Origin of the sequence: Halovivax limisalsi (assembly GCF_023093535.1) — an archaeon.
GTDB classification, from domain to species: Archaea; Halobacteriota; Halobacteria; order Halobacteriales; family Natrialbaceae; genus Halovivax; species Halovivax limisalsi.
Genome location: NZ_CP095757.1, coordinates 2,516,337 through 2,540,306, shown reverse-complemented (window position 1 = coordinate 2,540,306; position 23,970 = coordinate 2,516,337). Strand labels below are relative to the sequence as shown.

At 66.7% G+C, this 23,970-nt stretch carries 31 protein-coding genes; 15 read left to right on the top strand and 16 right to left on the bottom strand.

The window, feature by feature from the left end; all coding sequences use genetic code 11:
- Positions 1-98 precede the first annotated feature (98 nt).
- The 6 genes from MXA07_RS11740 to MXA07_RS11715 all read left to right on the top strand — a co-directional run bounded on the left by MXA07_RS11740 (position 99) and on the right by MXA07_RS11715 (position 4,555).
- A complete protein-coding gene (locus tag MXA07_RS11740) occupies positions 99-248 on the top strand; it encodes a DUF7512 family protein (protein WP_247728787.1) in 150 nt (49 codons plus the stop codon).
- Entirely contained in the window at positions 248-1,285 is a 1,038-nt protein-coding gene (locus tag MXA07_RS11735) for a sulfite exporter TauE/SafE family protein (protein ID WP_247731748.1), read from the top strand. The genes MXA07_RS11740 and MXA07_RS11735 overlap by 1 nt, the downstream gene beginning before the upstream one ends.
- A 111-nt stretch (positions 1,286-1,396) precedes the next feature.
- Positions 1,397-1,801 carry a helix-turn-helix domain-containing protein gene (locus tag MXA07_RS11730; RefSeq protein ID WP_247728786.1) on the top strand — a complete coding sequence of 135 codons (405 nt, stop codon included), beginning with the start codon at positions 1,397-1,399 and terminating at the stop codon, positions 1,799-1,801.
- Between the two features lie 9 nt (positions 1,802-1,810).
- Positions 1,811-2,098, top strand: a complete 288-nt coding sequence (locus MXA07_RS11725) for a DUF7967 family protein (protein ID WP_247728785.1) — start codon at positions 1,811-1,813, stop codon at positions 2,096-2,098.
- Between the two features lie 86 nt (positions 2,099-2,184).
- Positions 2,185-3,762 (top strand): dihydrolipoyl dehydrogenase, encoded by a 1,578-nt coding sequence (locus MXA07_RS11720; RefSeq protein WP_247728784.1) that lies wholly within the window; start codon positions 2,185-2,187, stop codon positions 3,760-3,762.
- Positions 3,763-3,937: 175 nt separating this feature from the next.
- Entirely contained in the window at positions 3,938-4,555 is a 618-nt protein-coding gene (locus MXA07_RS11715) for a DUF2243 domain-containing protein (RefSeq protein WP_247728783.1), read from the top strand.
- Between the two features lie 24 nt (positions 4,556-4,579).
- On the opposite strand, the gene MXA07_RS11710 is transcribed toward MXA07_RS11715, so the two are convergent.
- Positions 4,580-5,746 carry an MBL fold metallo-hydrolase gene (locus MXA07_RS11710; RefSeq protein WP_247728782.1) on the bottom strand — a complete coding sequence of 389 codons (1,167 nt, stop codon included), beginning with the start codon at positions 5,744-5,746 and terminating at the stop codon, positions 4,580-4,582.
- Positions 5,747-6,075: 329 nt separating this feature from the next.
- On the opposite strand from MXA07_RS11710, the gene trxA reads away from it, so the two are divergent.
- The 3 genes from trxA to MXA07_RS11695 all read left to right on the top strand — a co-directional run bounded on the left by trxA (position 6,076) and on the right by MXA07_RS11695 (position 7,994).
- Complete coding sequence (trxA, locus tag MXA07_RS11705) at positions 6,076-6,435, top strand: thioredoxin (RefSeq protein ID WP_247728781.1); 360 nt, start codon at positions 6,076-6,078, stop codon at positions 6,433-6,435.
- Positions 6,436-6,446: 11 nt separating this feature from the next.
- Complete coding sequence (locus MXA07_RS11700) at positions 6,447-7,484, top strand: NAD(P)/FAD-dependent oxidoreductase (RefSeq protein WP_247728780.1); 1,038 nt, start codon at positions 6,447-6,449, stop codon at positions 7,482-7,484.
- Positions 7,485-7,580: 96 nt separating this feature from the next.
- Entirely contained in the window at positions 7,581-7,994 is a 414-nt protein-coding gene (locus MXA07_RS11695) for a hypothetical protein (RefSeq protein WP_247728779.1), read from the top strand.
- Positions 7,995-8,042: 48 nt separating this feature from the next.
- Here MXA07_RS11695 and MXA07_RS11690 read toward each other — a convergent pair whose 3' ends face one another.
- The 3 genes from MXA07_RS11690 to MXA07_RS11680 are packed head-to-tail and all read right to left on the bottom strand — an operon-like array spanning position 8,043 to position 10,369.
- Positions 8,043-8,492 (bottom strand): universal stress protein, encoded by a 450-nt coding sequence (locus MXA07_RS11690; RefSeq protein WP_247728778.1) that lies wholly within the window; start codon positions 8,490-8,492, stop codon positions 8,043-8,045.
- A 60-nt stretch (positions 8,493-8,552) separates the two neighbouring features.
- Positions 8,553-9,338, bottom strand: a complete 786-nt coding sequence (locus MXA07_RS11685; protein ID WP_247728777.1) for an ABC transporter permease subunit — start codon at positions 9,336-9,338, stop codon at positions 8,553-8,555.
- Positions 9,335-10,369 carry an ABC transporter ATP-binding protein gene (locus MXA07_RS11680; protein ID WP_247728776.1) on the bottom strand — a complete coding sequence of 345 codons (1,035 nt, stop codon included), beginning with the start codon at positions 10,367-10,369 and terminating at the stop codon, positions 9,335-9,337. The genes MXA07_RS11685 and MXA07_RS11680 overlap by 4 nt, the downstream gene beginning before the upstream one ends.
- A gap of 138 nt (positions 10,370-10,507) precedes the next feature.
- Between MXA07_RS11680 and MXA07_RS11675 the strand changes: the two genes are divergently transcribed.
- Together MXA07_RS11675 and MXA07_RS11670 are read left to right on the top strand one after the other, a co-directional pair.
- Positions 10,508-11,269: a sugar phosphate isomerase/epimerase family protein gene (locus MXA07_RS11675; RefSeq protein ID WP_247728775.1), complete on the top strand. Its 762-nt coding sequence runs from the start codon at positions 10,508-10,510 to the stop codon at positions 11,267-11,269.
- A gap of 163 nt (positions 11,270-11,432) precedes the next feature.
- Positions 11,433-11,855 (top strand): universal stress protein, encoded by a 423-nt coding sequence (locus tag MXA07_RS11670; protein ID WP_247728774.1) that lies wholly within the window; start codon positions 11,433-11,435, stop codon positions 11,853-11,855.
- Positions 11,856-11,910: 55 nt separating this feature from the next.
- Here MXA07_RS11670 and MXA07_RS11665 read toward each other — a convergent pair whose 3' ends face one another.
- Both MXA07_RS11665 and MXA07_RS11660 read right to left on the bottom strand, forming a co-directional pair.
- On the bottom strand, positions 11,911-12,279 hold the full coding sequence (locus tag MXA07_RS11665) for a winged helix-turn-helix domain-containing protein (RefSeq protein WP_247728773.1): 369 nt from the start codon (positions 12,277-12,279) through the stop codon (positions 11,911-11,913).
- A 137-nt stretch (positions 12,280-12,416) separates the two neighbouring features.
- Entirely contained in the window at positions 12,417-12,563 is a 147-nt protein-coding gene (locus MXA07_RS11660) for a DUF7560 family zinc ribbon protein (protein WP_247728772.1), read from the bottom strand.
- 198 nt (positions 12,564-12,761) lie between these two features.
- Between MXA07_RS11660 and MXA07_RS11655 the strand changes: the two genes are divergently transcribed.
- Together MXA07_RS11655 and MXA07_RS11650 are read left to right on the top strand one after the other, a co-directional pair.
- Positions 12,762-13,406 (top strand): helix-turn-helix domain-containing protein, encoded by a 645-nt coding sequence (locus MXA07_RS11655; protein WP_247728771.1) that lies wholly within the window; start codon positions 12,762-12,764, stop codon positions 13,404-13,406.
- 50 nt (positions 13,407-13,456) lie between these two features.
- Entirely contained in the window at positions 13,457-13,921 is a 465-nt protein-coding gene (locus tag MXA07_RS11650) for a pyridoxamine 5'-phosphate oxidase family protein (protein ID WP_247728770.1), read from the top strand.
- A gap of 231 nt (positions 13,922-14,152) precedes the next feature.
- Here the strand turns inward: MXA07_RS11650 and MXA07_RS11645 are convergent, their stop codons facing one another.
- The 8 genes from MXA07_RS11645 to MXA07_RS11610 form a co-directional block, all read right to left on the bottom strand.
- Positions 14,153-14,290 (bottom strand): DUF7560 family zinc ribbon protein, encoded by a 138-nt coding sequence (locus MXA07_RS11645; RefSeq protein ID WP_247728769.1) that lies wholly within the window; start codon positions 14,288-14,290, stop codon positions 14,153-14,155.
- A 396-nt stretch (positions 14,291-14,686) separates the two neighbouring features.
- Positions 14,687-15,232, bottom strand: a complete 546-nt coding sequence (locus tag MXA07_RS11640) for a TlpA family protein disulfide reductase (protein ID WP_247728768.1) — start codon at positions 15,230-15,232, stop codon at positions 14,687-14,689.
- Positions 15,233-15,234: 2 nt separating this feature from the next.
- On the bottom strand, positions 15,235-16,008 hold the full coding sequence (locus MXA07_RS11635; RefSeq protein ID WP_247728767.1) for an SCO family protein: 774 nt from the start codon (positions 16,006-16,008) through the stop codon (positions 15,235-15,237).
- Between the two features lie 66 nt (positions 16,009-16,074).
- Positions 16,075-16,650, bottom strand: a complete 576-nt coding sequence (locus tag MXA07_RS11630) for a plastocyanin/azurin family copper-binding protein (RefSeq protein WP_247728766.1) — start codon at positions 16,648-16,650, stop codon at positions 16,075-16,077.
- Positions 16,651-16,760: 110 nt separating this feature from the next.
- Positions 16,761-17,789, bottom strand: coding sequence for a copper-containing nitrite reductase (nirK, locus tag MXA07_RS11625; RefSeq protein ID WP_247728765.1), 1,029 nt, complete (start codon positions 17,787-17,789; stop codon positions 16,761-16,763).
- A 401-nt stretch (positions 17,790-18,190) separates the two neighbouring features.
- Entirely contained in the window at positions 18,191-19,840 is a 1,650-nt protein-coding gene (locus MXA07_RS11620; RefSeq protein WP_343217241.1) for a heme o synthase, read from the bottom strand.
- Positions 19,837-20,100 (bottom strand): DUF2249 domain-containing protein, encoded by a 264-nt coding sequence (locus tag MXA07_RS11615; protein ID WP_247728764.1) that lies wholly within the window; start codon positions 20,098-20,100, stop codon positions 19,837-19,839. Before MXA07_RS11615 ends, MXA07_RS11620 begins: the two co-directional genes overlap by 4 nt.
- A 294-nt stretch (positions 20,101-20,394) precedes the next feature.
- Positions 20,395-20,628, bottom strand: coding sequence for a DUF2249 domain-containing protein (locus MXA07_RS11610; protein WP_247728763.1), 234 nt, complete (start codon positions 20,626-20,628; stop codon positions 20,395-20,397).
- Between the two features lie 155 nt (positions 20,629-20,783).
- On the opposite strand from MXA07_RS11610, the gene MXA07_RS11605 reads away from it, so the two are divergent.
- A complete protein-coding gene (locus MXA07_RS11605) occupies positions 20,784-21,455 on the top strand; it encodes a helix-turn-helix domain-containing protein (protein WP_247728762.1) in 672 nt (223 codons plus the stop codon).
- A 185-nt stretch (positions 21,456-21,640) separates the two neighbouring features.
- Positions 21,641-22,624: a deoxyhypusine synthase gene (locus MXA07_RS11600; RefSeq protein WP_247728761.1), complete on the top strand. Its 984-nt coding sequence runs from the start codon at positions 21,641-21,643 to the stop codon at positions 22,622-22,624.
- Positions 22,625-22,695: 71 nt separating this feature from the next.
- On the opposite strand, the gene MXA07_RS11595 is transcribed toward MXA07_RS11600, so the two are convergent.
- Positions 22,696-23,142, bottom strand: coding sequence for a hypothetical protein (locus MXA07_RS11595; RefSeq protein ID WP_247728760.1), 447 nt, complete (start codon positions 23,140-23,142; stop codon positions 22,696-22,698).
- A 97-nt stretch (positions 23,143-23,239) separates the two neighbouring features.
- Positions 23,240-23,791 carry a collagen-like triple helix repeat-containing protein gene (locus MXA07_RS11590; protein ID WP_247728759.1) on the bottom strand — a complete coding sequence of 184 codons (552 nt, stop codon included), beginning with the start codon at positions 23,789-23,791 and terminating at the stop codon, positions 23,240-23,242.
- Positions 23,792-23,970: the final 179 nt, after the last annotated feature.

Below are 23,970 nucleotides of genomic sequence, written 5' to 3'. Positions count from 1 at the left end.
GGTAGGCCCAAAAGCATTATACGTCCTCCTCGGGTACGATGAGACGAGTAGAATCCCATGATTCGCGCACAACCGATAGGCGTGCGGGGTCGATATCAATGATCGACGTACCCACACTTTCGCCGGACGTACAGGCAGCCGTCCTCGTGGCCGTCGTCCTCGTCGAGGCCGTCGTCCTCTACGGCGGGTACGGCCTCCTCGAACGGATCGCGGCACCACCCCTCATCGACGTGATCAAGGACGTATGATGGAGCTATTCGGAATCGCGCTCACGACGCTCTTGCTATTCGTGAGCTTCGGGTTCCTGGTCGGCGTCCTGTTCGGCTTCTTCGGCATGGGTGGATCCTTCCTCGTCACGCCGGCACTGCTCGTGATGGGGTACGACACCAGCGTCGCCGTCGGGAGCGGGATGGCCTTCGTCTTCGGGACGGCCGTGATCGCGACGCTCAAACACCGTGATCTCGGGCAGGTGGACTACAAACTCGGCGCCCTGATGGTCGCCGGGACGACGGCCGGCATCGAGGTGGGCAGTATCCTGGTGTACTCCCTCGAAGACATCGGCCTGGCAGGCAGCGTCATCGGCATCACGTACGTCTTCCTGCTGGGTGCGATCGGGCTGTTCGTCACCTACAACGCGCTCGCGTCCGAGGGATCGGCCGACGGCGGCGGCCACCACGAGGCTGCTGACCAGGAGCTCGACCCGGACGACATTCCGGACGTCGCCAGGAAGATCCAGTCCTACCGCGTCCCGCCGATGATGACCCTCTCCGGGGGCATCCAGGTCTCGCTGTGGATGATCCTCGGCGTCGCGTTCGCCACGGGACTCCTCTCGGGCTTTCTCGGCGTCGGCGGCGGCTTCATCCGCATGCCCGCCCTGTTCTACCTGATCGGCGTTCCGGTGCCCATCGCGGTCGGGACCGACCTGTTCGAGATCGTCATCTCGGGCGGCGTCGGTTCCTACATCTACGGGATCGAAGGCGGCGTCAACCTCACGATCGTCGCGCCCCTGCTGGCTGGCAGCGCCCTCGGCGCCCGCATCGGTTCGGCGGCGACCAGCATCGTCGACGAGGAGGACATCAAGATCTACTTCGGGCTGATGCTCCTCGGTGGCTCGGTCGCGGTCGCGTTCCGGCAGGTCGCCGGTCCACTCGGGATGCCCGTGCTAGAGACAGTCGCCTTCGCGTTGATAATGCTCTCGGCATTGCTGGTCAGCGGCGCCGTGCTCTACAGCACGATCACGACCATCCGAGCGAACGAACGAGCGGCCGCAGCCGCCGCGGACTGAGCGCCCACCTCGATCGTCGGCGTGACGCGCGCGGCGCTGACCGGTTCAACGAGATTGTACAATACCCACACAATTCTTTTATCGCTGCGGTACCTCGATTCACACGGACAGATGGCACGGTCTATGGCGGAGCAGCTTCAGCAGGACATGGAGTGTGAGGGTCTGCTGGAGTGTATCCACGGCCTCAAACAGCTCGACAAGGAGTGTTTCAGGGTGCTCGTCGAGAGCGACGAGCCGCTGACGATCGACGAGGTGGCCGAGCGGGTCGACCGCGAGCGCTCGACGGCGTACCGATCGATCCAGCGGCTGCTCCAGAGCGGATTCATCCAGAAGGACCAGATCAACTACGACCAGGGCGGCTACTACCACGTCTACCGCCCGACCGATCCCGAGCAGATCGCGAGCGACATGCAGCGAAAGCTCAACGACTGGTACGCGAAGATGGGCCAGCTCATCCAGGAGTTCGAGGACAAGTACCGGACGACAGAGGACATCGCTGCCGCCGCCGACGGGTAGAGGGCGGGCATGGCTGGCCGAACCCGACCCGACGAGGTGCGCGTCTGGCTGGTCGAGCGCACGTACTCCGACGACGAACAGAACCTGATCATCCTCGTCTACGCGACGCCGGACGGCGAGCGCTACTTCCGCAAAGAGCGGGCGCTGACGAGTAACGCGGACGTCCGCGAGACGACGGCGGCCCTCGATGTCGAGCCCGGCAATCTCGGCGACGTGCAGGACGACGAACTGCGCGAGCAGTACGCGACGGAGGCCTCGCGCATGGCCGACGAACGCGACCCCGACGACACGATCTAACGGCGGCGGGGCAAGCTGGCGACCGACGCGCCATCCCCGACGGCGCCGACTGGGTGGTTCTTTTCCCTGGCCGTGGTCCGTTCGCCATGGCGTCCGAAATCGAGACGTTCGACTTCCTGGTAATCGGCTCGGGATCCGGCCTCGACGTGGCGAACGCGATGGCGAACCAGGGTCGCTCGGTCGCCGTGGTCGAGTCGGGACCGCTCGGCGGCACCTGCCTCAACCGCGGCTGTATCCCCTCGAAACGGTTGCTCTACCACGCCCACGTCTACGAGACGATCGACCGCTCCGGTGCGTTCGGCATCGACGCGGCGGTAAACGACGTCGCGTTTTCGGACATCGTTCGCGAGGTCAACGAGGACGTCGCGGGGAGCGCCGACTCGATTCACCGCGGCCTCGAATCGTCGGATTCCCACGACCTGTTCGAAGGGATGGGCCGGTTCGTCGACGATCGGACGATCGAGATCGTCGAGGGCCCCGACGTCGGTCGGCGCGCCCGCGCCGAGACGATCCTCGTCGCGGCGGGGACGCGACCCTCGATCCCGCCGCTCGACGGGATCGAGGACGTCCCGTACCTGACGAGCCGTGACGCGTTGGAACTCGAGACGCTGCCGGACCGCCTCGTGATCGTCGGCGGCGGCTACGTCGCCGCCGAACTCGCACACTTCTTCGGCACCTTCGGGAGCGACGTGACGATCGTCGGGCGCCGGCCACGGCTCCTTCCCCAGGCCGACGAAGCCGTCGCGCAGTCGTTCACCGAGCGTTACGCGGACCGATTCGACGTTCACGTCGGCTACGAAGCCGTTTCGGTTGCCGGCGGCGGATCGGACCCGCTCGACGGCTCGGACGTGACCGTCGAGGCCCGGCCGTACCCGCCGGCGTGGGACGACCCGGACGAGCGCGACGACGTGGTCGTCTCCGGCGACGCACTGCTGCTCGCCGCCGGTCGACGGCCGAACTCGGACACGCTCGCCCTCGACGTTCCCGGCGTCGAGACCGACGACGATGGCTTCGTCGAGACGGACGAGTACCTGCGCACCTCCGCGGAGGGCATCTGGGCGCTCGGCGACATCGTCGGCGAGTACCTGCTGAAGCACAACGCGAATCACGAGGCCCGCACGGTCGCTCGGAATCTGCTAGGTGATGAACTCGAACCGATCGATTACGCGGCCATGCCGTTCGCCGTCTTCGGATCGCCCGAGGTCGCTGGCGTCGGCGCGACCGAGCAGAAACTCCGCGAGGCCGGTCGCCAGTACGCCACCAGTACGTACGACTACCAGGATACCGCCCGCGGGAAGGCGATGCAGGCCGAGGGATTCGTCCGCGTCCTGATCGATCCGGAGGGAAGAATCCTCGGCTGTCACATTATCGGGCCGGACGCGTCCGCGCTGATCCAGGAAGTCGTCGTCGCGATGAAAGCCGGCACCGGGACCGTCCGCGACGTCCGCGAGTCCGTCCACATCCACCCGGCACTGCCGGAGGTCGTCGACCGCGCGTTCGCCGGCCAGTTCGTCCTTGCCGGCGAGCACGCGCACGATCACGGGAAGGGACGCGACCACGGCGACGGACACGACCGTGGCCACGATCGTGGGAGCGAGCATCCCCACGACGAACACGAACAGGGATACGGCGCCCACGAGAGCGAAACTGGCGAGACGGAGTGAGGGTGCCCACTACCGATGGTGGCGCGCCTCCGACGGCGGGTGGAGAATACGGCCCGACGGCGGGTGACCGAGCTGCGGCGGGCCAGCGCCGCCAGGACGGTTGGCTGCGATTATCGATCCGGGCTTGCACCGTCACGTTCGATATTGATTGCTCCCACCGACGTTGCATCGACCGATGAGGGACGATTCGGCGTCGGAAAGTGCGGTCGAGACTGACTCGGGCGATCGTAGCGAGGCGGCGCCGGCGAACGAGACGGTCGCCGAGGCGTCCGGTGGAGACGGGGGTCAGCCGGCGGATGCAACCTGGCTCGGATTCTCCGAGCGTTCGCAACCGCTGGTCAAAGCGGGCGTCGTACTCGGGATCGGGCTGGGTGGCTTCGTCGACGGGATCGTCTTACACCAGATTCTCCAGGTCCACCACATGGTCTCGTCGCGCGTCGCCCCGACTGACCTGGCCGGGATGGAAGTGAACGTCCTGGCCGACGGCATCTTTCACGCCGCCACGTACCTGTTCACGATCGCCGGTATCGTGCTTCTCTACCGCGCCTGGCAGTCGCCGTCCGCGCCCGTCTCCGGTCGGACGCTGTTCGGATCCGTCCTGATGGGGTTCGGCCTGTTCAACGTCGTCGAGGGCGTCGTCAACCACCACCTCCTCGCGTTGCACCGCGTCTGGCCGGCGGGCCCCGGGCCGGCGATCGCCTGGGACGTCGGATTTCTGCTCTCCGGTGTGCTCCTCCTCGCAGGCGGCTACGCGATCGTTCGCGGCGATGCGTCCGCGAAACCGGCCGGATAAGTCGGCTTGACGCCGTCGACCGTCTCAGTTCGCCGCGCAGTTGTTCGGCCCGAGTTCGAGCGACTTCGCCTCCTCGGTCAGCGGTTCCTCGCCCCAGTTGATCGCCTTGATCCGATTGTAGTTCGCCGGCTCGTCGGAGAGGCCCCCGACGATGGTCTCGACGAACGCGTCGCGATCGTCCTCGCCGAACAGCTCGTTGTCGGCCTCGAGCTCGCCGAGCGTCGTCGCGAGCGGCCGGATCGTCTCGTCGCTCATGTGGCCCGGCAGGACGACGGTGTCGTCGGGGAGCGCGGCGAGGCGCTCGAGACTCTCGAAGAGCTCGGTCGCGCCCTCGCGGACGTCCGCGTCCGTCTCGCCTTCGAGATCGGGCCGACCGACGCTGCGGATGAACAGCGTATCGCCCGAGAGCAGCCCGTCGCCCCACCGCAGCGAGACGCTGCCGGGCGTGTGCCCGGGCGTGTGCAGCACCTCGAGTTCCCGGTCGCCGACCGAGATCGCGTCGCCGTCCGCGATCGGCTCGAACTCGTCGAGTTCGCCACCGTCGCCCCCGTGGAGGTAGTACGGGACGCCCCACTCCCGGGCCATCACGCGGCCGCCGCTGACGTGGTCCGCGTGGGCGTGCGTGTCGACCGCGCCGACGACGTCGACTCCGCGCTCGTCAGCGAGATCGCGGTACTCCTCGACGTAGAGGCTCGGATCGACGACGATGCCCTCTCCCGCGCTTTCTACGAGGTAGGAGACGCATCCCGTTCCCGGGCGGACGATCTGGGTGACGCCGTCCACCGCCGGCCCGCCCCGAGTGGGTTCGCTCGCGTCGGCGACGCGCCCCGATTCGCCATCGACGTCGTAGGTGACGTGGAGCCGGCCCCAGCCGTTCATGCCGTCGGCCATCGAGCGCGCGTCGTAGCCCCGTTCCCTGAGGAATCGCGCCGCGTCGGCTGACGTGACGCCGGCGACGCAGACCACCGCGATCTCCCTGTCCTCGGGGATGTCCTCGAGCGCGGCCTCGAGACCGCTCGTGTCGCCGTCGAGCAGTTCGTCGTAAATGGGGAGGTTGTAGCTCCCAGCGACGCGCCACTCTTCGAAATCGTCCTCGCGGCGGACGTCGAGGACGAACAGTTCCTCGTCGTCGCGTCGCGCCGCCACTTCTGCCGGATCGATCGTCGGATCGGACCCGATTGTCTTGCTCATGTAGCACAATACAGTTATCGGTGGCCTTAACTCTGCTGGTGATCGTCGCGTCCCGCGATCGTCTCCTTCGATGATGGGTGATGTGCGTCTGATAGCGCTGCCGGACCGAAATATTTCAGCTTTTTCGGGCGATCAGCCCACCTCGGCAATGTATTCGAAGTACAATTCGCCGCCGGGGGCGTCGTGACGCCGTAATGCCGAGCCGCGATCCCGCGACCGATCGGACGTCGGCGGTTTCGGACTCACACCCGCGAATCGGCGATCCAGCAATTCAGTATTGTATAATAAGTACAAAACCTTTAAACCCTCTCGGTGCATACTCGGGAGTGATGACAACCGAACCAACCGCGACGACCGAACCGTCAACCGACGAACCCGTCCATATCGACGGCCAGACGCACCTGGACGACGTCGTCGCCCGCAACGACGTGGTCCTCACCGACTTCTACGCGGACTGGTGTGGACCGTGCAAGATGATCGAACCGGTCCTGGAGGACCTGGCCGCCGAGACCGACGCCGTGATCGCGAAAGTCGACGTCGACGCTCACCAGTCCCTGGCCGCCGAGTACGGCGTCCGCAGCGTTCCGACCCTCGCCCTCTTCGCGGACGGCGAGCAGGTCGAGCAGCAGACCGGCGCGCTGCCGGAAGACAGACTGCGCGACTTGATCGAGGGCCACACCGGGGAATGAACGGCGAGACGATGAGCGAGCTATCCGACGCGACCGACGAGCCGGTCCGCGACGTCGTCATCGTCGGCTCCGGGGTCGCCGGCCTCTCGGCCGCTGTGTACGCCGCGCGCGCCGACCTCGACCCGCTGGTCCTCGAAGGCCCCGAGCCGGGCGGCCAGCTCACGCTGACGACCGACGTCGAGAACTACCTCGGCTTCCCCGAGGGCGTCGACGGGATGGAACTGATCCAGCGCGGCAAAGACCAGGCGCAGGCGTTCGGTGCCGAGTTCAGCCACGACACCGTCGAGAATGCGACGCTCTCGGAGCGACCGTTCACGCTCGATCTGGCCGCCGGCGACCGGCTCCACGCTCGCGCGCTGATCGTCGCGACCGGCGCGAGCGCCCGCTGGGTCGGTGCCGATGGTGAGGACGAACTGATGGGCTACGGCCTCTCGACGTGTGCGACCTGTGACGGGGCCTTCCACCGCGGCGACGACGTCCTCGTGATCGGCGGCGGCGACAGCGCCATGGAGGAGGCGCTCTTTCTCTCGAAGTTCGCCGACTCGATCACCGTCGTCCACCGTCGCGACGAACTCCGCGCGTCGGACATCATGGCCGAACGCGCCCGCGAGAACCCGGACATCTCGTTCCGCTGGAACACCGAGCTCGTCGAAATCCGCGGCTCGCAGGAGACCGGCGTCACCGGCGCGACGCTCGTCTCCCACCCGCAGGGCTACCCGACGGACCGCTGGCAGGACGGAGATCCCGACGTCGCTGAAGAGACGGTCGACGCGGGCGGCATCTTCTACGGCGTCGGTCACGTCCCGAACACGGACTTCCTCGCGGACACGCCCGTCCCGCTCGCGGAGTCAGGCCACCTCGAGACGCTCACCGGCATGACGACCGAGACGGCCGTCGAGGGCGTCTTCGGCGCCGGCGACGTAATGGACCCCGACTACCGACAGGCGATCACGTCGGCCGGAACCGGCAGCATGGCGGCGCTCGATGCCGAGGCCTGGCTCGACGCGCTCGACGCCGAGCGGACCGAGGATCCACTCTCTGCCGGCTGATACGGGTCTCGCGGAGAGTCCCGTTCTGGTGACGCGATGCGGGTCGGCCCTGATTCGAACCGCGCATTTTACGGTTACCCCACCGAACGGTCCGGTATGGCGACCGATCGACCCGGACCGGCTCTCTGGCTCTTACTCGTCGTCGGCCTCGTCGGAACCCTCTTCACCCACCTGCGATATCTCCCGCGATACGGACTGGACGTCTCGCTCGACGGGCTCCCGGTCGTCGTCACCGGCTGGCTCTCGTTTACGCTCCTCTTCTACGCGCTCGGACGCGTCCTTTCGGACCCGCCGGAGTTGCCGAGCATGCGCGGTGCCGATATCGGCGTCGGCCTCGTCGTCCTGGCGCTCCTGTTCGCCGGCGGCCTCTCGAATTACGGTTTCACGCCGCGAGGCGTCCCGGGCGTCTACGTCGCGATCGGGGTCGGTTTTTACGCCGGACTCGCCCTCGTGGGCTGGTCGCTCGGCCAGCGCACCCGCGCGGTGAACCGAATCGTAGCGACCCAGTGATACACCGCGGCGAGCCGATTTTACGATACCAGTTCGTCTCGGAGCGGGCTACGACCGCTCCGTCTCAGTGTCTGCGTCGACGACCATGACGCGGACGTCTCCGAACCGGATGACGTGATCCGCGACGCTACCGACGGCCATGCGGTGGAGGCCCCCGCGGCCGCGGCTCCCCATCACGACCAGGTCGGCCGCGACGTCGTCCGCGTACGCCAGAATCTCTGCCGGTGGCGGTCCCGTTCGTACCGTGCCGACGGCGTCGATTCCCGCATCGCCTGCGCGCTCGAGTCCGTCGTCGACGAATCGCTCGGCGCGCTCGCGAATTGCCTCGCTCGGACGTGCAGCTTCGCCGGGGAGCCGAATCCCGCCCAGAAGCCCGCTATCGGCCACGGAGAGAACGTGGAGCGTCGCGCCCTGGTCGGCGGCGAGGTCGATCGCGTCCGCCATCGCCGCCTCGGCGTGCCGACTGCCGTCTGTCGGCACCAGTATCGTCTCGAACATATCGGTCGCTTCGAGCCACGCCGTCCTGAAGGTTGTTCTCGTTCCCGGTCGTCGGGACCGTTAGATGTCCCGTCGAGCGAACCACCGTTGGGCGATCGCGACGAGGCCGATCGCGCCGAGCAGGAGGATACCGGCGTCGACCAGATCGTAGGAGCTCTCGAGGAGGATGGCGTTCGGATCGTAGTAGTGCGTGGGGGAGATGACCCCGACGATCTCGTAGTCCGTTCCCTCGAGCAGGTTTTCGATCATGAACAGTCCGAAGACCACCCCGAGTGCGAGACGCTGGGCGATCGCGGCCCGATCGACGACGACAGAGGCGAGCAGCCCGATCGCCGCGCACGCGTAGAGGTACGGGATCGACAGCGCGTGGACCGCGAGCAAATCCGCCACGTCCAGCGTCTCGCCGATCGCCACGGCACCGGCGTAGATCACGACTGGCGTGACGACGTTGACGACCACGATCGGCACGGAAAACGAGAGGTACGTCTCTGCGACGACGCGCGCTCGCGATAGTGGGAGGGTGAGGAGGATGTCCGCTCGGCCACGATCGACGTCGTCCGCGATCGAGCCGGCGGCGAGGTAGGCCAGATAGAGCCCGAGGAGGATGACCCAGCCGAAGGTGTAGAGTTCGAACGTCAGAAAGCCGGCCAGCGTGTCCATCGTCTCGATGCCGAACAGCGCGAGGAGCTCCGGCGGATAGGCCTCGAGGAACTCGTCGCCGCTGAACGACGCCGAGAACGACGGGTAGACCCAGATCACCATCGCGGCGAGCAACGACATCCCGATCGCGAGGTAGATGCTCCCCCGTACCCGCTTTCGACCTCGGTAGCTGGCGATCTCCATCATCGTCGATCACCGCCCCGGCTCGCGGGCTGTTCGGGAGGAGTCGGCTCCTCCTGGTCCCCGTAAAATCGAAGGAAGACGTCTTCGAGCGGGGCTTCCTCGATGGTACAATCGTGCAGCGAGTACTCGCCCAGCGCCGCCAGCAACGAGTCGACGTCACCAGTGTACGTGAACGTGTACTCGTGGAAGCGACCGGTCTCCCGGCCGTGCGCGTCCGCATCGTCGCTCGTCTCCTGTCCGATCTCATCACCGGCCGGGACATCCACGTCGGGCGTCGGTCCGGCGTGGCCACCCTCCAGATCGTGGACGCCGTCGAGGTCGCGCGCCAGCGCCTCGCCGGGGATCGCCTCCGCGGCGACGAGCCTGACGACCTTCCCGCTCCGTTTTAGCAGCGATTCGACGGGTTCGACGGTCACGAGTCGCCCCTGGCGGATGATCCCGACGCGGTCGCAGAGTCGTCGAACCTCTCCCAGGATGTGCGAGGAGAAGAGCACGGTCAGTCCTTTCGACCGTTCCTCCCTGAGAAACGACCCGAAGCGCTGGGTGATGAGCGGATCGAGGCCGCCCGTCGGCTCGTCGAGGATCGCGAGGTCCGGATCGTGCATGAACGTCGCCACCAGGCCGAGCTTGCGGACGTTTCCGTGGGAGTACTCGCGGACGGGCCGGTCGAGCGGCGGATCGAACAGGTCCAGGAGGCGGTCGCGCTGCACGTCGCCTTTGACCGAGGCGTGGAAATCGAGGATCTCCCGCCCGGTCGCGGATTCGTCGAACGCGGGGTTGTCCGGCAAATAGCCGATGCGTCGGCGCGCGTCGATGAGCGCGCGTTCGTCGCGGACGTCGGCGCCCAGCACCGTGGCGCTCCCGGCAGTGGGGGTAAGCAGGCCGAGGAGCATTCGGATCGTCGTCGTCTTCCCGGCGCCGTTCGGACCGAGGTAGCCGAAGATCTCGCCCCGCTCGACGGCGAAGCTCACGTCGTCGTTCGCGAGCACTTCGCCGTAGTCCTTCGTCAGCCCGTCCAGCTCGATCGCGTTCATACCGGCCATTTCGACGGCCTACACGTAAAGTAGATGGTCGGTTGTGCTGGAAGGCCGGAAGCGATCCGCGGTCGACGCTGGGCATCCCCCGATTCGAAATCGACCGACCTTTTTCTCGGTCCTGTCCGTAGCGACCCTATGACCGGATCGCTCGGACTCACGGTCGGTGACTCGCTCGATCGGCTGGCGGCGACGACGGCGGCCGTCGACTTCGCTGAACTGTCGATCGGCGACGATACCGCAGTCGGGCCAGGGGATGTCGACCGAATCGAGTCGGCGTTCGAGGCGACCTCGCTGGACCCGTTCGTCCACCTCCCGTTCGAGCAGGTCGTGGCGACGGGCGTGCCAGAACTGGACGAGGCGATCGTGACCTACCAGTCGCGGTTACTCGAGTTCGCGGGCACCGTCGGGGCCGAGAAGGCCGTCCTCCACGGGACGGTCAGGTTGACCCAGGATACGGACCTGCGGCCGATCTTCGTCGATCAGCTCGCGGCGATCGACGCGGCCGCCGACGCCGAAGGGGTCGAACTCGTCGTCGAGAACGTCGGCCACCAGGCCCGCGGCCTCCCGCTCTCGGTGCTCGGCGACCTCGCCGACGAGGCCGGGACGGCGGTCTGTTTCGACGTCGGGCACGCCTACGTGGAGGACGGAGCCGACGGCATCGATCGCTTCCTCTCGGCGTACGCCGACAGCATCTCCCACCTGCACGTCCACGACGTCCGGGGTCGCGGCGACACGCACCTGCCGGTCGGTGCCGGCGAGATCGCGTTCGACCCGGTGGCCGAGCCCCTCACCGACTTCGACGGCTCGATCGCGATCGAGGTGTTCACCGACGATTCGAAACTCCTCGAGGATACCGTTTCGCGAGTACGGGCACTCTTCCAGACGGCAGAAGCCTGACGTACCGAACGCAGAGATCCCGGACGGCTGCCGACACGGACGGCTGGCGACGCGGCAGTTGAACGCTGGGACGGAGTCGCGAGAACTCCCGATACGGTATTTCCTCGCATTTCCACCGGGAATCAGCGTCCAGTTTTATACCACTTCGAACGAATACCCTGGTATGTACCGGGTACTGCTGCCGGTCGATATGAACGATGATCGCGCTCGAACGCAGGCGAGGTACGTCGCTGGCTTGCCTGACGCGAGCGAATCGGTCGAAGCAATCGTCCTGTTCGTCTTCCAGGGCGAGGGAGAGGAACTCCCCGAAGAGCTCAAGGGGTTCAACTCGGCGACACGGATCTCCTCCGTCCGGACGGCGACGGCCCGCCTCGAGGAGGCAGGCGTCGATTACACCGTCGTCGAAGACAGCGGCGACGCCGTCGAAGACATCCTCGGGGAGGCCGAGTCACACGACGTGGACGCGATCGTCCTCGGCGGACGCAAGCGTTCGCCGGTCGGCAAGGCCCTCTTCGGGAGTGTGGCGCAATCGGTCATCCTCGAGACCGACCGGCCCGTCGTCGTGACCGGTGGCGGCCCGGAGTGATCGCTCGGTTCCGGTGACCGGTCGCGGCGACGCGATCGATCACTCCGCTCTGCCGTTACCTGGTGACGGAGATCGTGACGCCGTCGTCCGCCGTGACAGAGACCACGAACTCCTCGAGCCGAGCGCTGTACTCGCTGGTGTGCTTGCCCGAGCGTCGAATGCGAATGCCCTCCTCGAGGAGTCCGGCGTCGGTGAGGCGGTCGAGTTTCCGGTACGTCGTCGAGAGGGGCAGGTCGCAGTCCTCGGCGAGTTCGCTGGCGGATCGAGCCGACTCGGTGGTGGCCGTCAGGATCGACCGGCAGTCGGGATCCTCGAACGCGCCGAGAACGTCGTTCACGTCGGCTTCGGTGTCGAACGGGTCGAGTTCGGCGCGCGTCCGATCGATCCGCGTCGTCCCGGCCGTCGTCATCGTCGATTGGCTCATATAACACCAATCGCACCGAACCGGGACCAATCCACGCCACCGATATTGTGGGTGGTTTATACGTGCGGTTCGAATTAGCTGCCTCGTACGCCATATACGGTCGATACGACTGGCACTTCCCGGCCGATCGCCGACGGTCAGGCGCCCCCGATCGCCGTTTCCGGCACCGGACCGGCACAGAGCGGACAGCCGTGATCGACGAGCGCCGCTTTCGTCGACTCCGAAATCGGGAACGACGCCGCACAGGTCGGGCAGGTGAACGCCTCGGGCGCGTGCGATCGCATACCGATGCGTAGGTCACCGGTGGGGAAACCACGGTCGGTCGTTCTCGCGTCGCTGGAAGAGTCGAACTGGTTCGGTCGTCCGGCTGCAGCCGGTAGGTGGGACGCTGGTCGCCAGCTCGGCCTGCGCGCTAGGGAACCCCTGGGCCGGTCCACCACCGGACTAAAGGGGGCCGGATCCGAACCCGCAGGTGACGACGAATGGCTTCGGGAATCCGCGTGACGGTAACGTTCGAGACGCCGTATGGATGCCCGATCGGTCGATTCTCCGAACGCGCCGACGGGAGCGTCGACCAACCTTCGACGAGCGTCTCGGACGGCGAGTCGGGCGCGGTCGTCACGGAGTTTCTCGCCGACGCCGACGTCGATACTGCCGATCTCCCCTGCGAGGCGGTCTTCTCCTACGGGTCGCGCACGCTCTATCGAACGCCCCACGGCGAGTTCGACTGTCCGTGTACCTGTCTCGGCACCTACGGGTGTCCGATGCATCGATACGCGGCCGATGACGGGGAGCTGACGCTCGTCTTTCACGCGGAGACGTTCGAGCGCCTGCAGACCGTGATGGCCGAGTTTCGCGAACGGTATCCCTCCGTCGACGTCAGGCAGATGCTCCGTCCGCCGCTCGAAGGGACGCGGGAGGAACGGGTGTTCGTGAACCGGGCCGCGTTGACCGACCGACAGCGCGAAGTGCTCGAGACGGCCTACGAGCGGGGCTACTTCGAACGGCCGAAAGGTGCCAACGCGACGGAGATCGCCGGAACGCTCGGCATCTCCCAGTCGACGTTCACCGAACACCTCGTCACCGCCCAGCGCAAGCTCCTCGACGATATCTTCGACGGTGCGTGAGCGGCGGTGGGAACGACTTAAGAGACCGCGGGCGCACAGACCGAACAGGAATGTCTCTCGCGGAGGAAACGGAAATGACGGCGGACGAACTCGACGCGTTTCTCGGTCGGTGCGAGACGGGCGTCCTCTCGCTCGCCCGCGACGACGAACCGTACTCGATTCCGATCTCATACGGCTACAACGCAGACGAGCGCGTCTTCTACCTGCGGCTGGTCTCGACACCCGAGAGCGAGAAGCGATCCTATCTCGCCTCCTCGCCGCGGGCGCGACTCGTCGTCTACGAGGAGACCGACGGCGGGATGACCTACCGCAGCGCCGTCGCGACCGGCTCCCTCGTGGAGATCTCGCCCGACGAACTGACGGTCGACCACATCGAGCAGTACGGCGAGGCGAAGCGCCCCCTGTTCGAGATCTGGGCGAATTCGAAACCCGACCTCAACATCCGGCTCTACGAACTCGACCCCGAGGAGGTAAGCGGCCGGCGCACCGAACTCGAACCCGAACTCATCGAGTGACGTCACGGCGGATCGTCCCGCCGGAGTGGCGCGTCTCTGGTGGCTCCGTTCGACACGAATCGATTACGAAGTCGGCCTGACACGTCTTCGGACCGAGTCGATTACGAGGACGACGTAGCGCCGTGGACGGAACACGGGGGAAGTGTGGTACGGAATCATACTGCGGAGCCACGGTGGTTGGACGTATCGCCGAGGGGCGTCGGCCCCGGGTGGGGTAGAGCCAGGCGCGTCTCAACAGGTGGAGAAACTGTCGGCGTCGACCGGTCCGGAACAGATCGGACAGCCGTTGGTCAGGATGGCCTCGCGCATCGGGCCGTTGATCTCGATTTGCTGTCCGCAGTCGGGACAGGTGAACTCGTACTCGGACATTGCTGGCATCGGATCGCTACGTGTTGATTCGCCACACACCGGGATAGGGATGGGCCCTCGATATCTGGGCCGATTCAAGTGCGGTGGGTGATCGACGATCGTGCGCTGAGTTGGATAATCCAGTCTCGAATCTTTACCCTTTCGTTTGTGGCCCGATCACCGGCGAGTGAACGCGTCCGGAGCGCCGGTGACCGACTCGGTCGCTGTGGGAGGGGCTCGGTCGGTTGGTAGCGATGTCGCACGCAGCCGATGCGTCGATGACCGCCGCAGAAATTCGAGTACGGTCGTCGAACGGGCCGCCAGCCGGCGAATATGAGAGATGGCATCCGTCCGAGCGTTGGATTCGACTCCCACGAGTCACCCTCGACGCGCCTGTGTTGCTCGAACCGGCGCACGCTACGCGGTGTGCTCGTCGCCCAGGACGGTCTCGATCGCGGACCGGAGTTCCCCCTCGGCGGTGAATCCAGTCTCGTTCCACGTGACGACGTTGCGCTCGTCGAAGACGAGCAGCTGCGGGACTTCCGCCCCGCCGACACGTTTGGTCAACTGGAACTCCGGATCGCGTGCGAGTTGCCACGCGCCGCCGTGTTCGCGCCACCACGCCGCGACGTCCGCTTCAGTCGTCGTTCCGCCGAGGGGTTCGTTCGTGACGGAGACGAACTGCACCTCGGCGCCGAATTCCTCGTGAACGCGCCCCAGCGGCTCCATCGTGGCCTCGCAGACGCTACACCACGTCGCGAACAGCTCGAGGACGGTGACCGAGCCACGCTCCGGCACGACGACCGGCCCGCCGACGCTTCCCGGCGCCTCGATCCCGGGGAGTTCGACCGCCTCGATTGACTCCTGGGGGTCCCACGGTTCGAAGTCGCCGATCGCCATCGCGGCGCCGCCACCGAGGACCGCGAGCCCGGCCGCGCCGGCGAGCAGGTCGCGTCGGCGCACGATCATCCCTCCTCGACGACGGTTCGAACCGTCTCGAGCAATCGGTCGGGACGCGGCGGGCCGCCGGTGTAGGCGCGCTCGACGAAGCCGGCACGATTGACGAGCAGGATCAACGAGGTGTGTGCGAATCGGCGCTCGTGCCCGTCGTGCGACTCGCCATCTGAGTGACCCTCGTCGTGCTGTTCGCCGCCAGTCGTGCTCTCGTCGGCCTCGCCCCGTTCGAACGCCACGCCGAACGTCTCGGTCACGACGTCGCGGGCGGCCTCCGGCGTCGGCGGTCGGAGGAAATACCAGTTCCCGACGTCGAAATCGACCCCGAGATTCTGGCCGTACGAGCGAAGGACGTCCGGCGTGTCGTACTCGGGATCGAACGTGACCGTCTGGAACGCGATTTCGTCGGCGTAGCCGCGTTGCGTGGCGTCGGCCTGGACCCGGCGGAGCGACGAGGTCAGACCGGGACAGACGGTGGTACAGGACGTGTAGATGAACGTCAGCATCGTGATGCGCTCGCCGACGAACTCGGTCGTCGTCACCGACCGATCCGACAGCGCGGCCGGCACCGTCGCCTCGGGCAACGCCTCGCCGTAGATCGGGATGTCGAGGTCGGCGTCGGCGAGCCGGTCGTGGTTCTCCGGCGGCGAGAGGACCAGGTCGTCGCGATCGTCGCCGGACTCGAAGCGCTCTAGACAGCCAGCCGTCGAGCCGAGCACCGCCGTCGAACCGGCTACTGCGAGGAATCGTCGCCTGTCGATGGCGGTGGAGCGTGTCTGGATCATGCTGTATCGTAGTCTGTCTGGACGACGCGCAGGTCGGCGTGGCCGACCGGACGTTCGTCGATCGTGTTAGTCAGGTGGCGATTCGAGGACCGGACGCGATTCCTCGTTGAACATCCGCAATGCGCGCGCGGCGCGATCGGGCATCGACTCCGGCGGGTCGGCCATCGCGGGCTCGGCGTCCGGATCGGGCCAGCCGACGACGACGCGACCGATGTTGCCCGCGACCTCGTGTGAGGTACAGACCTGCTGGGTGTCGACGTAGTCGTAGATCCCCTCACGCTCGAACGTGTGCTCGAAGGTCGCACCGCCGCCGGTGAGCCGGTCGCTTCCCCACGGGTCGACGCCCTCCGAGGTTCTGTGCGGCGGGTGGACGTCGCGGTGATAGGCCGTCACGTCGTGGCGGCCCGTCTCGACGAACCACTCGACGGTCCCGCCGACCGCGAGGTGGACGATCTGCGGGTCGAACTCGGGGAACGGCCGTGAGGTCGTCGTGACGGTGATCCGGTCGGTCGGCGAGCCGAGCTCGCCGGTCCCGGTCGCCGTCGGATCCTCGTCACGGCCGAGACAGCCCGCCAGGGCGAAACTGGCGACCCCGGCGCTGGCGCCGAGGAGCTCGCGTCGGGTGAGGCGGTAGGGTGGCATGGTGAACGCTCGCTGTCGAGTCGCAGTACTGTGCGGCCTGTAGAGTGACGGCCCGTCAGGGCCGATCAGTCGGGTCGCTCGGTCACCGGCCGAGCGGGCGCGTCACCCGCTCAGGGGTCCGGGTTGAAGATCTCCGGTTCCGGCTCGCCCTCGACCTGGATCACGCCGAGCATGCCCTTGCGGACGACCCGGCTGAGGGCGTGGTCGACGAGTTTGATCGGGCCGGGGACCGGCGTGTCGATCTCGGCCGCGGCGACGGAACCGGGAACGACCGGCGTCGTCTCGACGTACCGGTCGGGTTCGGAGGCAAGCGAGCCATCGCGGTAGAGCTTGCTCCAGACGTTCCCGATGGCGTGCCAGGAACTCATCAGGTTCGGGCCGCCGTTGGCGTGGAAGATGCGGACCGTCTCGCCTTTCTGGACGGTGACCGGTCCGTACCCGTTCTCGGTGAACGCGTAGGCCTCGCCGTTGAGGGTGACGTAGGTCGGCTCCTCGTTCTGCATCGCGTCGTAATCGAACGCGTGGTGGCCTTCCTCGCCGGGCGCGCCGTTCGTGTAGATCTCGTTCTGCCCGAAGTACAGCTCGCGGTCGACTTCGGGGAGACCGTCCTCGGGCTCGACGAGGATCGCCCCGTACATCCCCGCGCTGATGTGCATGTCCATGTCCGGGACCGCACAGTGGTAGACGTGGACGCCGGGGTACATCGCCGTGAACTCGATCGTCGCCGACTGGCCGGGATCGACCATCGTGTCGTCAGCGCCGCCGCCGGGTCCGTAGACGGCGTGGAGGTCGATGTTGTGGACGACCGCCGATTCCGTCGAGTTCGTCAGGGTGAGCCGAATCGTGTCGCCGCGGCGAACGCGGATCATCGGGCCCGGGACCTGATCGCCGAACGTCATGTAGTCGAAGGTGACGCCCGGCTCGATCTCGGCGGTCCGCTCGGTCGTCTCGATTTCGAGCTCGTGGGTTCGCGGCTCCGACCAGTCGACCGGGGCCGGCACGTCCGTCGGATCCGCCGCGATCCGGTCGACGTCGACCGACTTCGCCGACTCGAGTCCGCCGTCTTCCTGTTCGCCGTCGCTCGGTTCCTCCTGATTGCCCTCGTTGCTCGAGCTGCCGATACACCCTGCGGCTGCCATCGCGCCGGTTGCGCCCACTGCAGCTAACATCGTCCGCCGGTTGATGGGTGCGGTCATGTTACATCTACAGATAGGAGGCTACACTTGTTCAAAGGGGCATACGATTCCTTGTGATTGGGAACGATACGAAGCTGTTCGGAGGGATATCTACACCACTGTAATAAAACCCCCAATATAAATGGGTAAATTCGATCTGGTAAGGGGGGTCGTTCGGCGATCCCGTCATCGTAAAAACCATTTGAAACAACCGATTTCGGTGGCGGATGACGGCCGTTCGACCGATGGCACCGCTGCGGAGAAAGTCCAACCCGGGGTGGAAGCTGAACGGGGGCGACTCGAGCTGGCCCGGTCGGGGACGGCGAAACGAGGAGAACGCCCACGGCGGCAGCCGTGGAAGAATTTCAGGCGGCGGCCAGCGCGCTCTCGACGACGATCGCGAGGAGGACGACCCCGAGGTACGCGTTCGAGACGTAGAACGATCGGAGGGCCCGCGCCGTCGTCGGATCGGCGTACTGCCGCCGGACGGATCGGAGGAAGAGCGCGCCGAAGGCGACGGAGGCGATGGCGTAGAACAGTCCCAACCCTGCGATCCAGCCGAGGAGACTGACGGCGAGCATCGTCGCGCCGAGGTAGCCGACGATGTGACGTCGGGCGATCAGATCGCCGGCGACGACGGGGAGCATCGGAAAGCCGCCGCGCGCGTAATCTTCACGATATGCGATCGCGAGGCTGTAGAAGTGGGCGGGCGTCCAGCAGAAGATGACCAGCGCCAGGACGACCGCGGGCCAGTCGAGCCCGCCGGTGACCGCCGCCCAACCGATGAGCGCGGGGATGGCGCCCGCTCCGCCGCCGAGCACCGTGTTCCACTTCGTGTGCGGTTTGAGGACGACGGTGTAGCCGATCGCGTAGTAGACGATGGCGACGAGAGTCAAGATTGCGGCCAGGCCGTTCACCCAGGTCACCAGCACGACCATCGAGGCGAGCGTGAGGAAACCGACGAACGCGTACGCGTTACGCGCGCGGACGCGATCGCCGACGAGTGCTCGATCGTCCGTCCGCTGCATCCGTTCGTCGCGGTCGCGCTCGTAGACCTGGTTGAACGCCCCGGCCGCGCCGATCGCCAGAACGCCGCCCGCGAGCGTGGCCACGGCGGTTCCCAGGTGGACGGCGTGACCGGCCGTCGAAGCGAGCGCCATCCCGGCGACTGCGACCAGACAGAGGAGCCACATCAGGCGCGGTTTGGTGAGGGAGACGTACGCCCACGCTCGTCGGTGGACGCGTTCGAACCACGACGTCGAACCCGCGGACCCGGTGGCAGGCTCGCTCGACGATTCCGTACCGGCCGAGGTCGCCGCATCGATGGTCGCGTCCGGGTCCGTCGTGACTGCGCCGGGGTCCCGGTTCTCGGTCGTCGCGGCGACCGCGGACGGGTCGTTCGCCCGACCGTCACGCGGCGAACCGGCCTCTAGCGTTCGAACCAGGGCGACCAGCAGGCCGGCGAAGATCGTCATGGCCAGCAGCAGGTGGACGGTTCGGGCGGTATTCGACCCCTGGCCGACGAGCGTGGCCCCGATGGCGACCTGCACCGGAAAGAGGAGGGCGGCCAGGCCGATGGCGGCGCCGGTGACTCGATCGACGCCGGTCCGGACGGCCGTCCACGCCGTCCAGACGAGTGCCAGCCCGGCGATCAGGGCGGCCAGGCGATGCCCGACGTAGAGCGCCAGCCCGTCGGTCACGGGGCCGATCGTCCACGCCGAGTCACAGCCCGGCCAGGTGGTGCAGCTCTCGGCGGCCCCCGTCGTCGAGGCGGCGGTTCCGAGGGCGATCAGGACGTACGTGGCCATCGTCGAGAACAACAGCAGCCCGACGAGGCGGGATCGATCGTGGTCGGTGGACATGTGAGACGGTTGTGGTGGGTGATTGGTGTTCGTGCGATCCGGCGGGCGATCGTCGAACGACGCTTCGATTTCGGTTGGATCCTCGAGTTCGGCTCGTGCGGCGACCCCCTCGCCCGGATCGAGCGCGGCGGCCGCGACCGGGAGGCGGCTCACGGGTTCCAGATAAGGGTGATGACGTCAGCTTCGCGTTCGACCGATTCGTACACGTAGCCGCGATCGTCGAGTTTCGGGAGGAGAAACTGCGGCACCCGATCGTTTCGCTGGACGAGTACCGTTTCGTCGGACAGTTCGGGCAGGAGTTCGAGGGTCTTCGCCAGCGGATTCGGCGGGCCGAGATCCCGGACGTCGAGAACCTCGCGCGGTCGGTCCGGCGGCGCCGCCGTCTCCTCGAAGACCGCCTCGATCGAATCCATACTGGAATCTCGCTACTGCGGCGTCCTATCACTCCCGCCGAACGGGTTCGGGTGGACGAGCGGAATCGGTCGACTGGAAGGAAACAGCCGGTTCGGTAGTCGATACCGCTCGTCTGCCCGGAGGTGTACCCCGAGGGGACGAAACGCCTCGATCGAGTGGGATGAACGGATGCGGCGAGTCCGCGTTCAGCGTGTGCGTTCTCGCGGACGCGACCGCCAGGTGGGATATCGAGACAGGGGGACGACGAGACGACTGCCGTACCGAGCGGGCGGGTGATCCCCGATCGAACCCGCTCAGGCTTCGACTTTCGGAAAGGTAGCCCGGAACGTCTCGGCGTCGACGCGCTCCACGTCGTAGCCGTCCGCGTCGAACGTCTCGACCTCCGCCTGGAACTCGTAGAACAGCGGCTTCGGTTCGTGGTCGTTCACGATCGTGAGCGCTTCGCCGGGTTCGAGATCGTCGAACGCGTCGTGGATCTTCGGGTGGCGATTCATCGGCGGGATATCGCGGACGTCGAGTTCGGTCATCGCAGGTAGCCCGTGGTCGCCCGGCCACATCGGCATTTGGCCGAATCCATTCGGCCGATTCGCTGGGCCCGACCGACACCCCCGAGCGGCCGAGAAGAACTGGCCGAACGAGTTCGGCCCAAGGGTTAACCGACTCTCGGCCCGAACGTGTTCGTATGGCTCACGCGACGCTCGCGGTGACGCTGCCCGAACACGTCTGGATCGCACAGCTCTCGCGGGCGAACCCCGAGGCGACGTTTCGCGTACTCGCGGGCGTTCCGGGCGAAGAGAGCGGCTTCGCGCTGGTCCGGATCACCGCCGAGGACCCGGAAGCGGTCGTCGAGTCGATGGCCGAACACGAGCAGATCACCGAACTGACGCCGGCCCAGGTAAGCGAGGGAGAGGTGACGGTCCACTTCGAGACGACCGCGCCGCTCCTGCTGTTCTCCTCGCAGGAGTCGGGGCTGCCGATCGAGCTGCCGATCGACATCCGCGACGGCGAGGCCGAGATCGACGTGACGGGCTCGCGCGAGCGTCTGTCGGAACTGGCCGACCAGCTCACCGCGTTCGGGCTGCAGTACCGCGTCGAGCACGTTCGCGAGCGCCTCCACGAGAGTCAGTTGCTCTCCGGACGTCAGCGGGAAGTCATCCTCGCTGCCGTCGAGGAAGGCTACTACGACACGCCGCGGCGGTGTACGCTGACCGAGCTGGCCGACCGGCTGGACATCGCCAAGTCGACCTGCAGCGAGACGCTCCACCGCGCGGAGGAGACGGTCATCAAGCGATTCGTCGAGGAACTGCCGGCGGCCGAGTCCGAACCCCCGATCGAGGCCACGCTCGGCCAGTAGGCCCTCGATCGAGGCTACGTTCGGCTGTAGCACCTTCGACCCAGGCCACGTTCGGCTGGTAGCACCCTCGATCGTGACGACGGTCGGGCGTTGGTAGCTGCGGCCGGTCCAGTGCACCCTTCCCTGATCGGCCCTGACGGGCGCGGTTCGAGTCATTCAAACCCTCGCTCCCGGTATCGTTCGCCATGGACCCATCCGATTCGCGCGATCACGTCGTCCCCGGGACCGACGAGGAACTCGACGGGGCCGACGTCCGCGGGTACGACTTCCGCGGCGACGTCGACCTGACAGCACTGCTCGAGAGTTACGCGACGACCGGCTTCCAGGCGACGCACCTCGCCGACGCCATCGACATCGCCGACCGGATGCGAGCCGACGACGCGACGATCTACCTCACCCTCACCTCGAACGTTATCTCGTCGGGGCTCCGCGAGGTCGTCGCCGCGCTCGTCCGCGAGGGGTACGTCGACGTCCTCATCACGACGGCGGGGTCGATCACCGAGGACGTCATCAAGACCGCCAAACCGTTCAAGATGGGCCGGTGGACGGCCGACGAGGCGGCCCTGCGCGAGCGCGGCATCAACCGCCTCGGCAACATCTTCGTCCCCTCGGACCGCTACGTCTGGCTCGAGGAGTACCTCTACGACTTCTTCGACGACTTCTTCGCCGAGGACGCGATCCGGACGCCCTCGGAGTTCGCCCGGGAACTCGGCGAGACGCTCGACGACGAGGACTCGGTGCTGAAACAGGCCGCCGAGCACGACGTCCCGATCTACTGTCCCGCGCTCACCGACGCCGAGGTGGGTAACTTCCTCTACTACTACCGCCAGCGTCCCGACACGGCCGACGTCGGCATCGAGATCGTCGAGGATTACGACTCGCTGATCAGCGACGGCATGCTCCGGGACACGACCGGGCTCATCGCGGTCGGCGCGGGCGTCCCGAAGCACCACGCGATCATGACCAACCTCTTCCGCGGGGGCGCGGACTACGCCATCTACATCCAGACCGGGATGGAGGGCGACGGCTCGCTTTCGGGCGCGCCGCCGAACGAGGCCGTCTCCTGGGGGAAGATCAAGGCCACCGACGAGACGAACTACACCGAGATCAACGCCGAGGCGACGCTGGTCTTCCCGCTGCTCGTCGCGGGCGCGTTCTTCGCGGACTGATCGACGGGAGCGCGTTCGCCGCTCCACTCATCCGTCGTCGAACCGGGTCGCGCGCCGGAACCGAGCGGGCGTCAGTACTGAATCACGGAGTCGTCGGATCGGTCCGGCGTCTCGTCGGGATAGGTGACCGTCGCGCCCGTCGTCGCCTCGACGTAGCGAGCGACGGATTCCGGACAGTGGGTTTTTCGCAGCGACTGGCCCTCCATCAGGACCTCGCAGCACTCGCTCGCCGAGACCTCGTCGGCTTCCTCGGGGCCGTAGCGATGGGACGATCGGAGGACGAACGCCGCCTCCTCGCCGCGACCGGCGAAGATCCACATGCGGAAGTCCAGCGGGTCGGGGTCGCGTGCGACGACGTAGATATCCGGAATGGACTCGGACGATTCGGCGGGAAACGTCCAGACGCGAAAGTCCTCGGTCGTGGTATCCGGCGATCCTCGCGGCTCGCGCGGGGCCTTGTCGTCGGGGCCGACGTCGTTCGGCTCCCCGTAGGAGTCGAGATCGTCGATCAGGCTCATCGTGTTCACGACGCCTAGGCGGGCGAGGTGAATATACGTTGGGAGATGCGATGGCGACGATCCAGCCGGGACACGGGACTACCGAGAAGCGCCGGCGTTACTCGTCCTCGCCATCGTCGATATCGATCGAAACGCCGCTTGCGTCGATCGAGCCGATCGATTCGCCGAGTGCAGCCCCGCTCTTCGTCGTTTGGGATACCGTGATGTTCGTCGACGCGGCGCCGGGTTCGCCGTCCTCGCCTGGCTCGCCCGCGACGCTGGCGCTCCCGTCCGTCCCGTTCTCGCCGTCCCATCCGGGCTCGCCGCTGGCGGACACGATCGTCGTCGAACTGGACTGCGAGCCGTTTTCGCCGACCGTCCTCACGGAGAGGGAGACGTTTTCCTCGGCGTCGACGATCACGGTGACGTCGACGGCGCCGGTGTCGGAATCGTTCTCGTGGCGGACAGCACCCCACTCGAACGAGTCGTATTCGGCGTCTTTCTCGGTTTTTCGCACGCGTTCGCTAGCATTTGGCACCGAGATGGCCGATACGGAGGCCCCTCCCTCGGATTCGACGGTGACGTTCACGTCGAGCACCGTTTCGTCCGCCGATCGCTCGCTCGTTACGGTTCCCCAGTCGAACGTTGTTTCGTTCGTGGCGTCATTCATCGAGCGGTCCGGTTCGCCGCCGAGACCGTTCGAACCGTCGCCGATGCCCGCTGTCACGGCTGCACCGGTGATGATGGTAATCGCGACCAGGCCGATCGCCAGACCGGTTACCGATCGTCGAGCACACCGTGACGGGAAGGGAGGTTGGTGCATTGGTCCCTGGTAATCGCTTTCCTTGT

What these genes read in the sequence shown, in the direction of transcription:
- MXA07_RS11655 (WP_247728771.1), top strand. Translation starts at nt 12,762, where the DNA reads ATGGCTTCGGGAATCCGCGTGACGGTAACGTTCGAGACGCCGTATGGA.
- MXA07_RS11595 (WP_247728760.1), bottom strand. Translation starts at nt 23,142, where the DNA reads ATGAGCCTGATCGACGATCTCGACTCCTACGGGGAGCCGAACGACGTC.
- nirK (WP_247728765.1), bottom strand. Translation starts at nt 17,789, where the DNA reads ATGGCAGCCGCAGGGTGTATCGGCAGCTCGAGCAACGAGGGCAATCAG.
- MXA07_RS11660 (WP_247728772.1), bottom strand. Translation starts at nt 12,563, where the DNA reads ATGCGATCGCACGCGCCCGAGGCGTTCACCTGCCCGACCTGTGCGGCG.
- MXA07_RS11680 (WP_247728776.1), bottom strand. Translation starts at nt 10,369, where the DNA reads ATGAACGCGATCGAGCTGGACGGGCTGACGAAGGACTACGGCGAAGTG.
- MXA07_RS11675 (WP_247728775.1), top strand. Translation starts at nt 10,508, where the DNA reads ATGACCGGATCGCTCGGACTCACGGTCGGTGACTCGCTCGATCGGCTG.
- MXA07_RS11715 (WP_247728783.1), top strand. Translation starts at nt 3,938, where the DNA reads ATGAGGGACGATTCGGCGTCGGAAAGTGCGGTCGAGACTGACTCGGGC.
- MXA07_RS11690 (WP_247728778.1), bottom strand. Translation starts at nt 8,492, where the DNA reads ATGTTCGAGACGATACTGGTGCCGACAGACGGCAGTCGGCACGCCGAG.
- MXA07_RS11645 (WP_247728769.1), bottom strand. Translation starts at nt 14,290, where the DNA reads ATGTCCGAGTACGAGTTCACCTGTCCCGACTGCGGACAGCAAATCGAG.
- MXA07_RS11635 (WP_247728767.1), bottom strand. Translation starts at nt 16,008, where the DNA reads ATGATCCAGACACGCTCCACCGCCATCGACAGGCGACGATTCCTCGCA.
- MXA07_RS11730 (WP_247728786.1), top strand. Translation starts at nt 1,397, where the DNA reads ATGGCACGGTCTATGGCGGAGCAGCTTCAGCAGGACATGGAGTGTGAG.
- MXA07_RS11725 (WP_247728785.1), top strand. Translation starts at nt 1,811, where the DNA reads ATGGCTGGCCGAACCCGACCCGACGAGGTGCGCGTCTGGCTGGTCGAG.
- MXA07_RS11630 (WP_247728766.1), bottom strand. Translation starts at nt 16,650, where the DNA reads ATGCCACCCTACCGCCTCACCCGACGCGAGCTCCTCGGCGCCAGCGCC.
- MXA07_RS11700 (WP_247728780.1), top strand. Translation starts at nt 6,447, where the DNA reads ATGAGCGAGCTATCCGACGCGACCGACGAGCCGGTCCGCGACGTCGTC.
- MXA07_RS11695 (WP_247728779.1), top strand. Translation starts at nt 7,581, where the DNA reads ATGGCGACCGATCGACCCGGACCGGCTCTCTGGCTCTTACTCGTCGTC.
- MXA07_RS11740 (WP_247728787.1), top strand. Translation starts at nt 99, where the DNA reads ATGATCGACGTACCCACACTTTCGCCGGACGTACAGGCAGCCGTCCTC.
- MXA07_RS11665 (WP_247728773.1), bottom strand. Translation starts at nt 12,279, where the DNA reads ATGAGCCAATCGACGATGACGACGGCCGGGACGACGCGGATCGATCGG.
- MXA07_RS11710 (WP_247728782.1), bottom strand. Translation starts at nt 5,746, where the DNA reads ATGAGCAAGACAATCGGGTCCGATCCGACGATCGATCCGGCAGAAGTG.
- MXA07_RS11600 (WP_247728761.1), top strand. Translation starts at nt 21,641, where the DNA reads ATGGACCCATCCGATTCGCGCGATCACGTCGTCCCCGGGACCGACGAG.
- MXA07_RS11615 (WP_247728764.1), bottom strand. Translation starts at nt 20,100, where the DNA reads ATGGATTCGATCGAGGCGGTCTTCGAGGAGACGGCGGCGCCGCCGGAC.
- MXA07_RS11720 (WP_247728784.1), top strand. Translation starts at nt 2,185, where the DNA reads ATGGCGTCCGAAATCGAGACGTTCGACTTCCTGGTAATCGGCTCGGGA.
- MXA07_RS11605 (WP_247728762.1), top strand. Translation starts at nt 20,784, where the DNA reads ATGGCTCACGCGACGCTCGCGGTGACGCTGCCCGAACACGTCTGGATC.
- trxA (WP_247728781.1), top strand. Translation starts at nt 6,076, where the DNA reads ATGACAACCGAACCAACCGCGACGACCGAACCGTCAACCGACGAACCC.
- MXA07_RS11670 (WP_247728774.1), top strand. Translation starts at nt 11,433, where the DNA reads ATGTACCGGGTACTGCTGCCGGTCGATATGAACGATGATCGCGCTCGA.
- MXA07_RS11650 (WP_247728770.1), top strand. Translation starts at nt 13,457, where the DNA reads ATGTCTCTCGCGGAGGAAACGGAAATGACGGCGGACGAACTCGACGCG.
- MXA07_RS11590 (WP_247728759.1), bottom strand. Translation starts at nt 23,791, where the DNA reads ATGAATGACGCCACGAACGAAACAACGTTCGACTGGGGAACCGTAACG.
- MXA07_RS11735 (WP_247731748.1), top strand. Translation starts at nt 248, where the DNA reads ATGGAGCTATTCGGAATCGCGCTCACGACGCTCTTGCTATTCGTGAGC.
- MXA07_RS11685 (WP_247728777.1), bottom strand. Translation starts at nt 9,338, where the DNA reads ATGATGGAGATCGCCAGCTACCGAGGTCGAAAGCGGGTACGGGGGAGC.
- MXA07_RS11610 (WP_247728763.1), bottom strand. Translation starts at nt 20,628, where the DNA reads ATGACCGAACTCGACGTCCGCGATATCCCGCCGATGAATCGCCACCCG.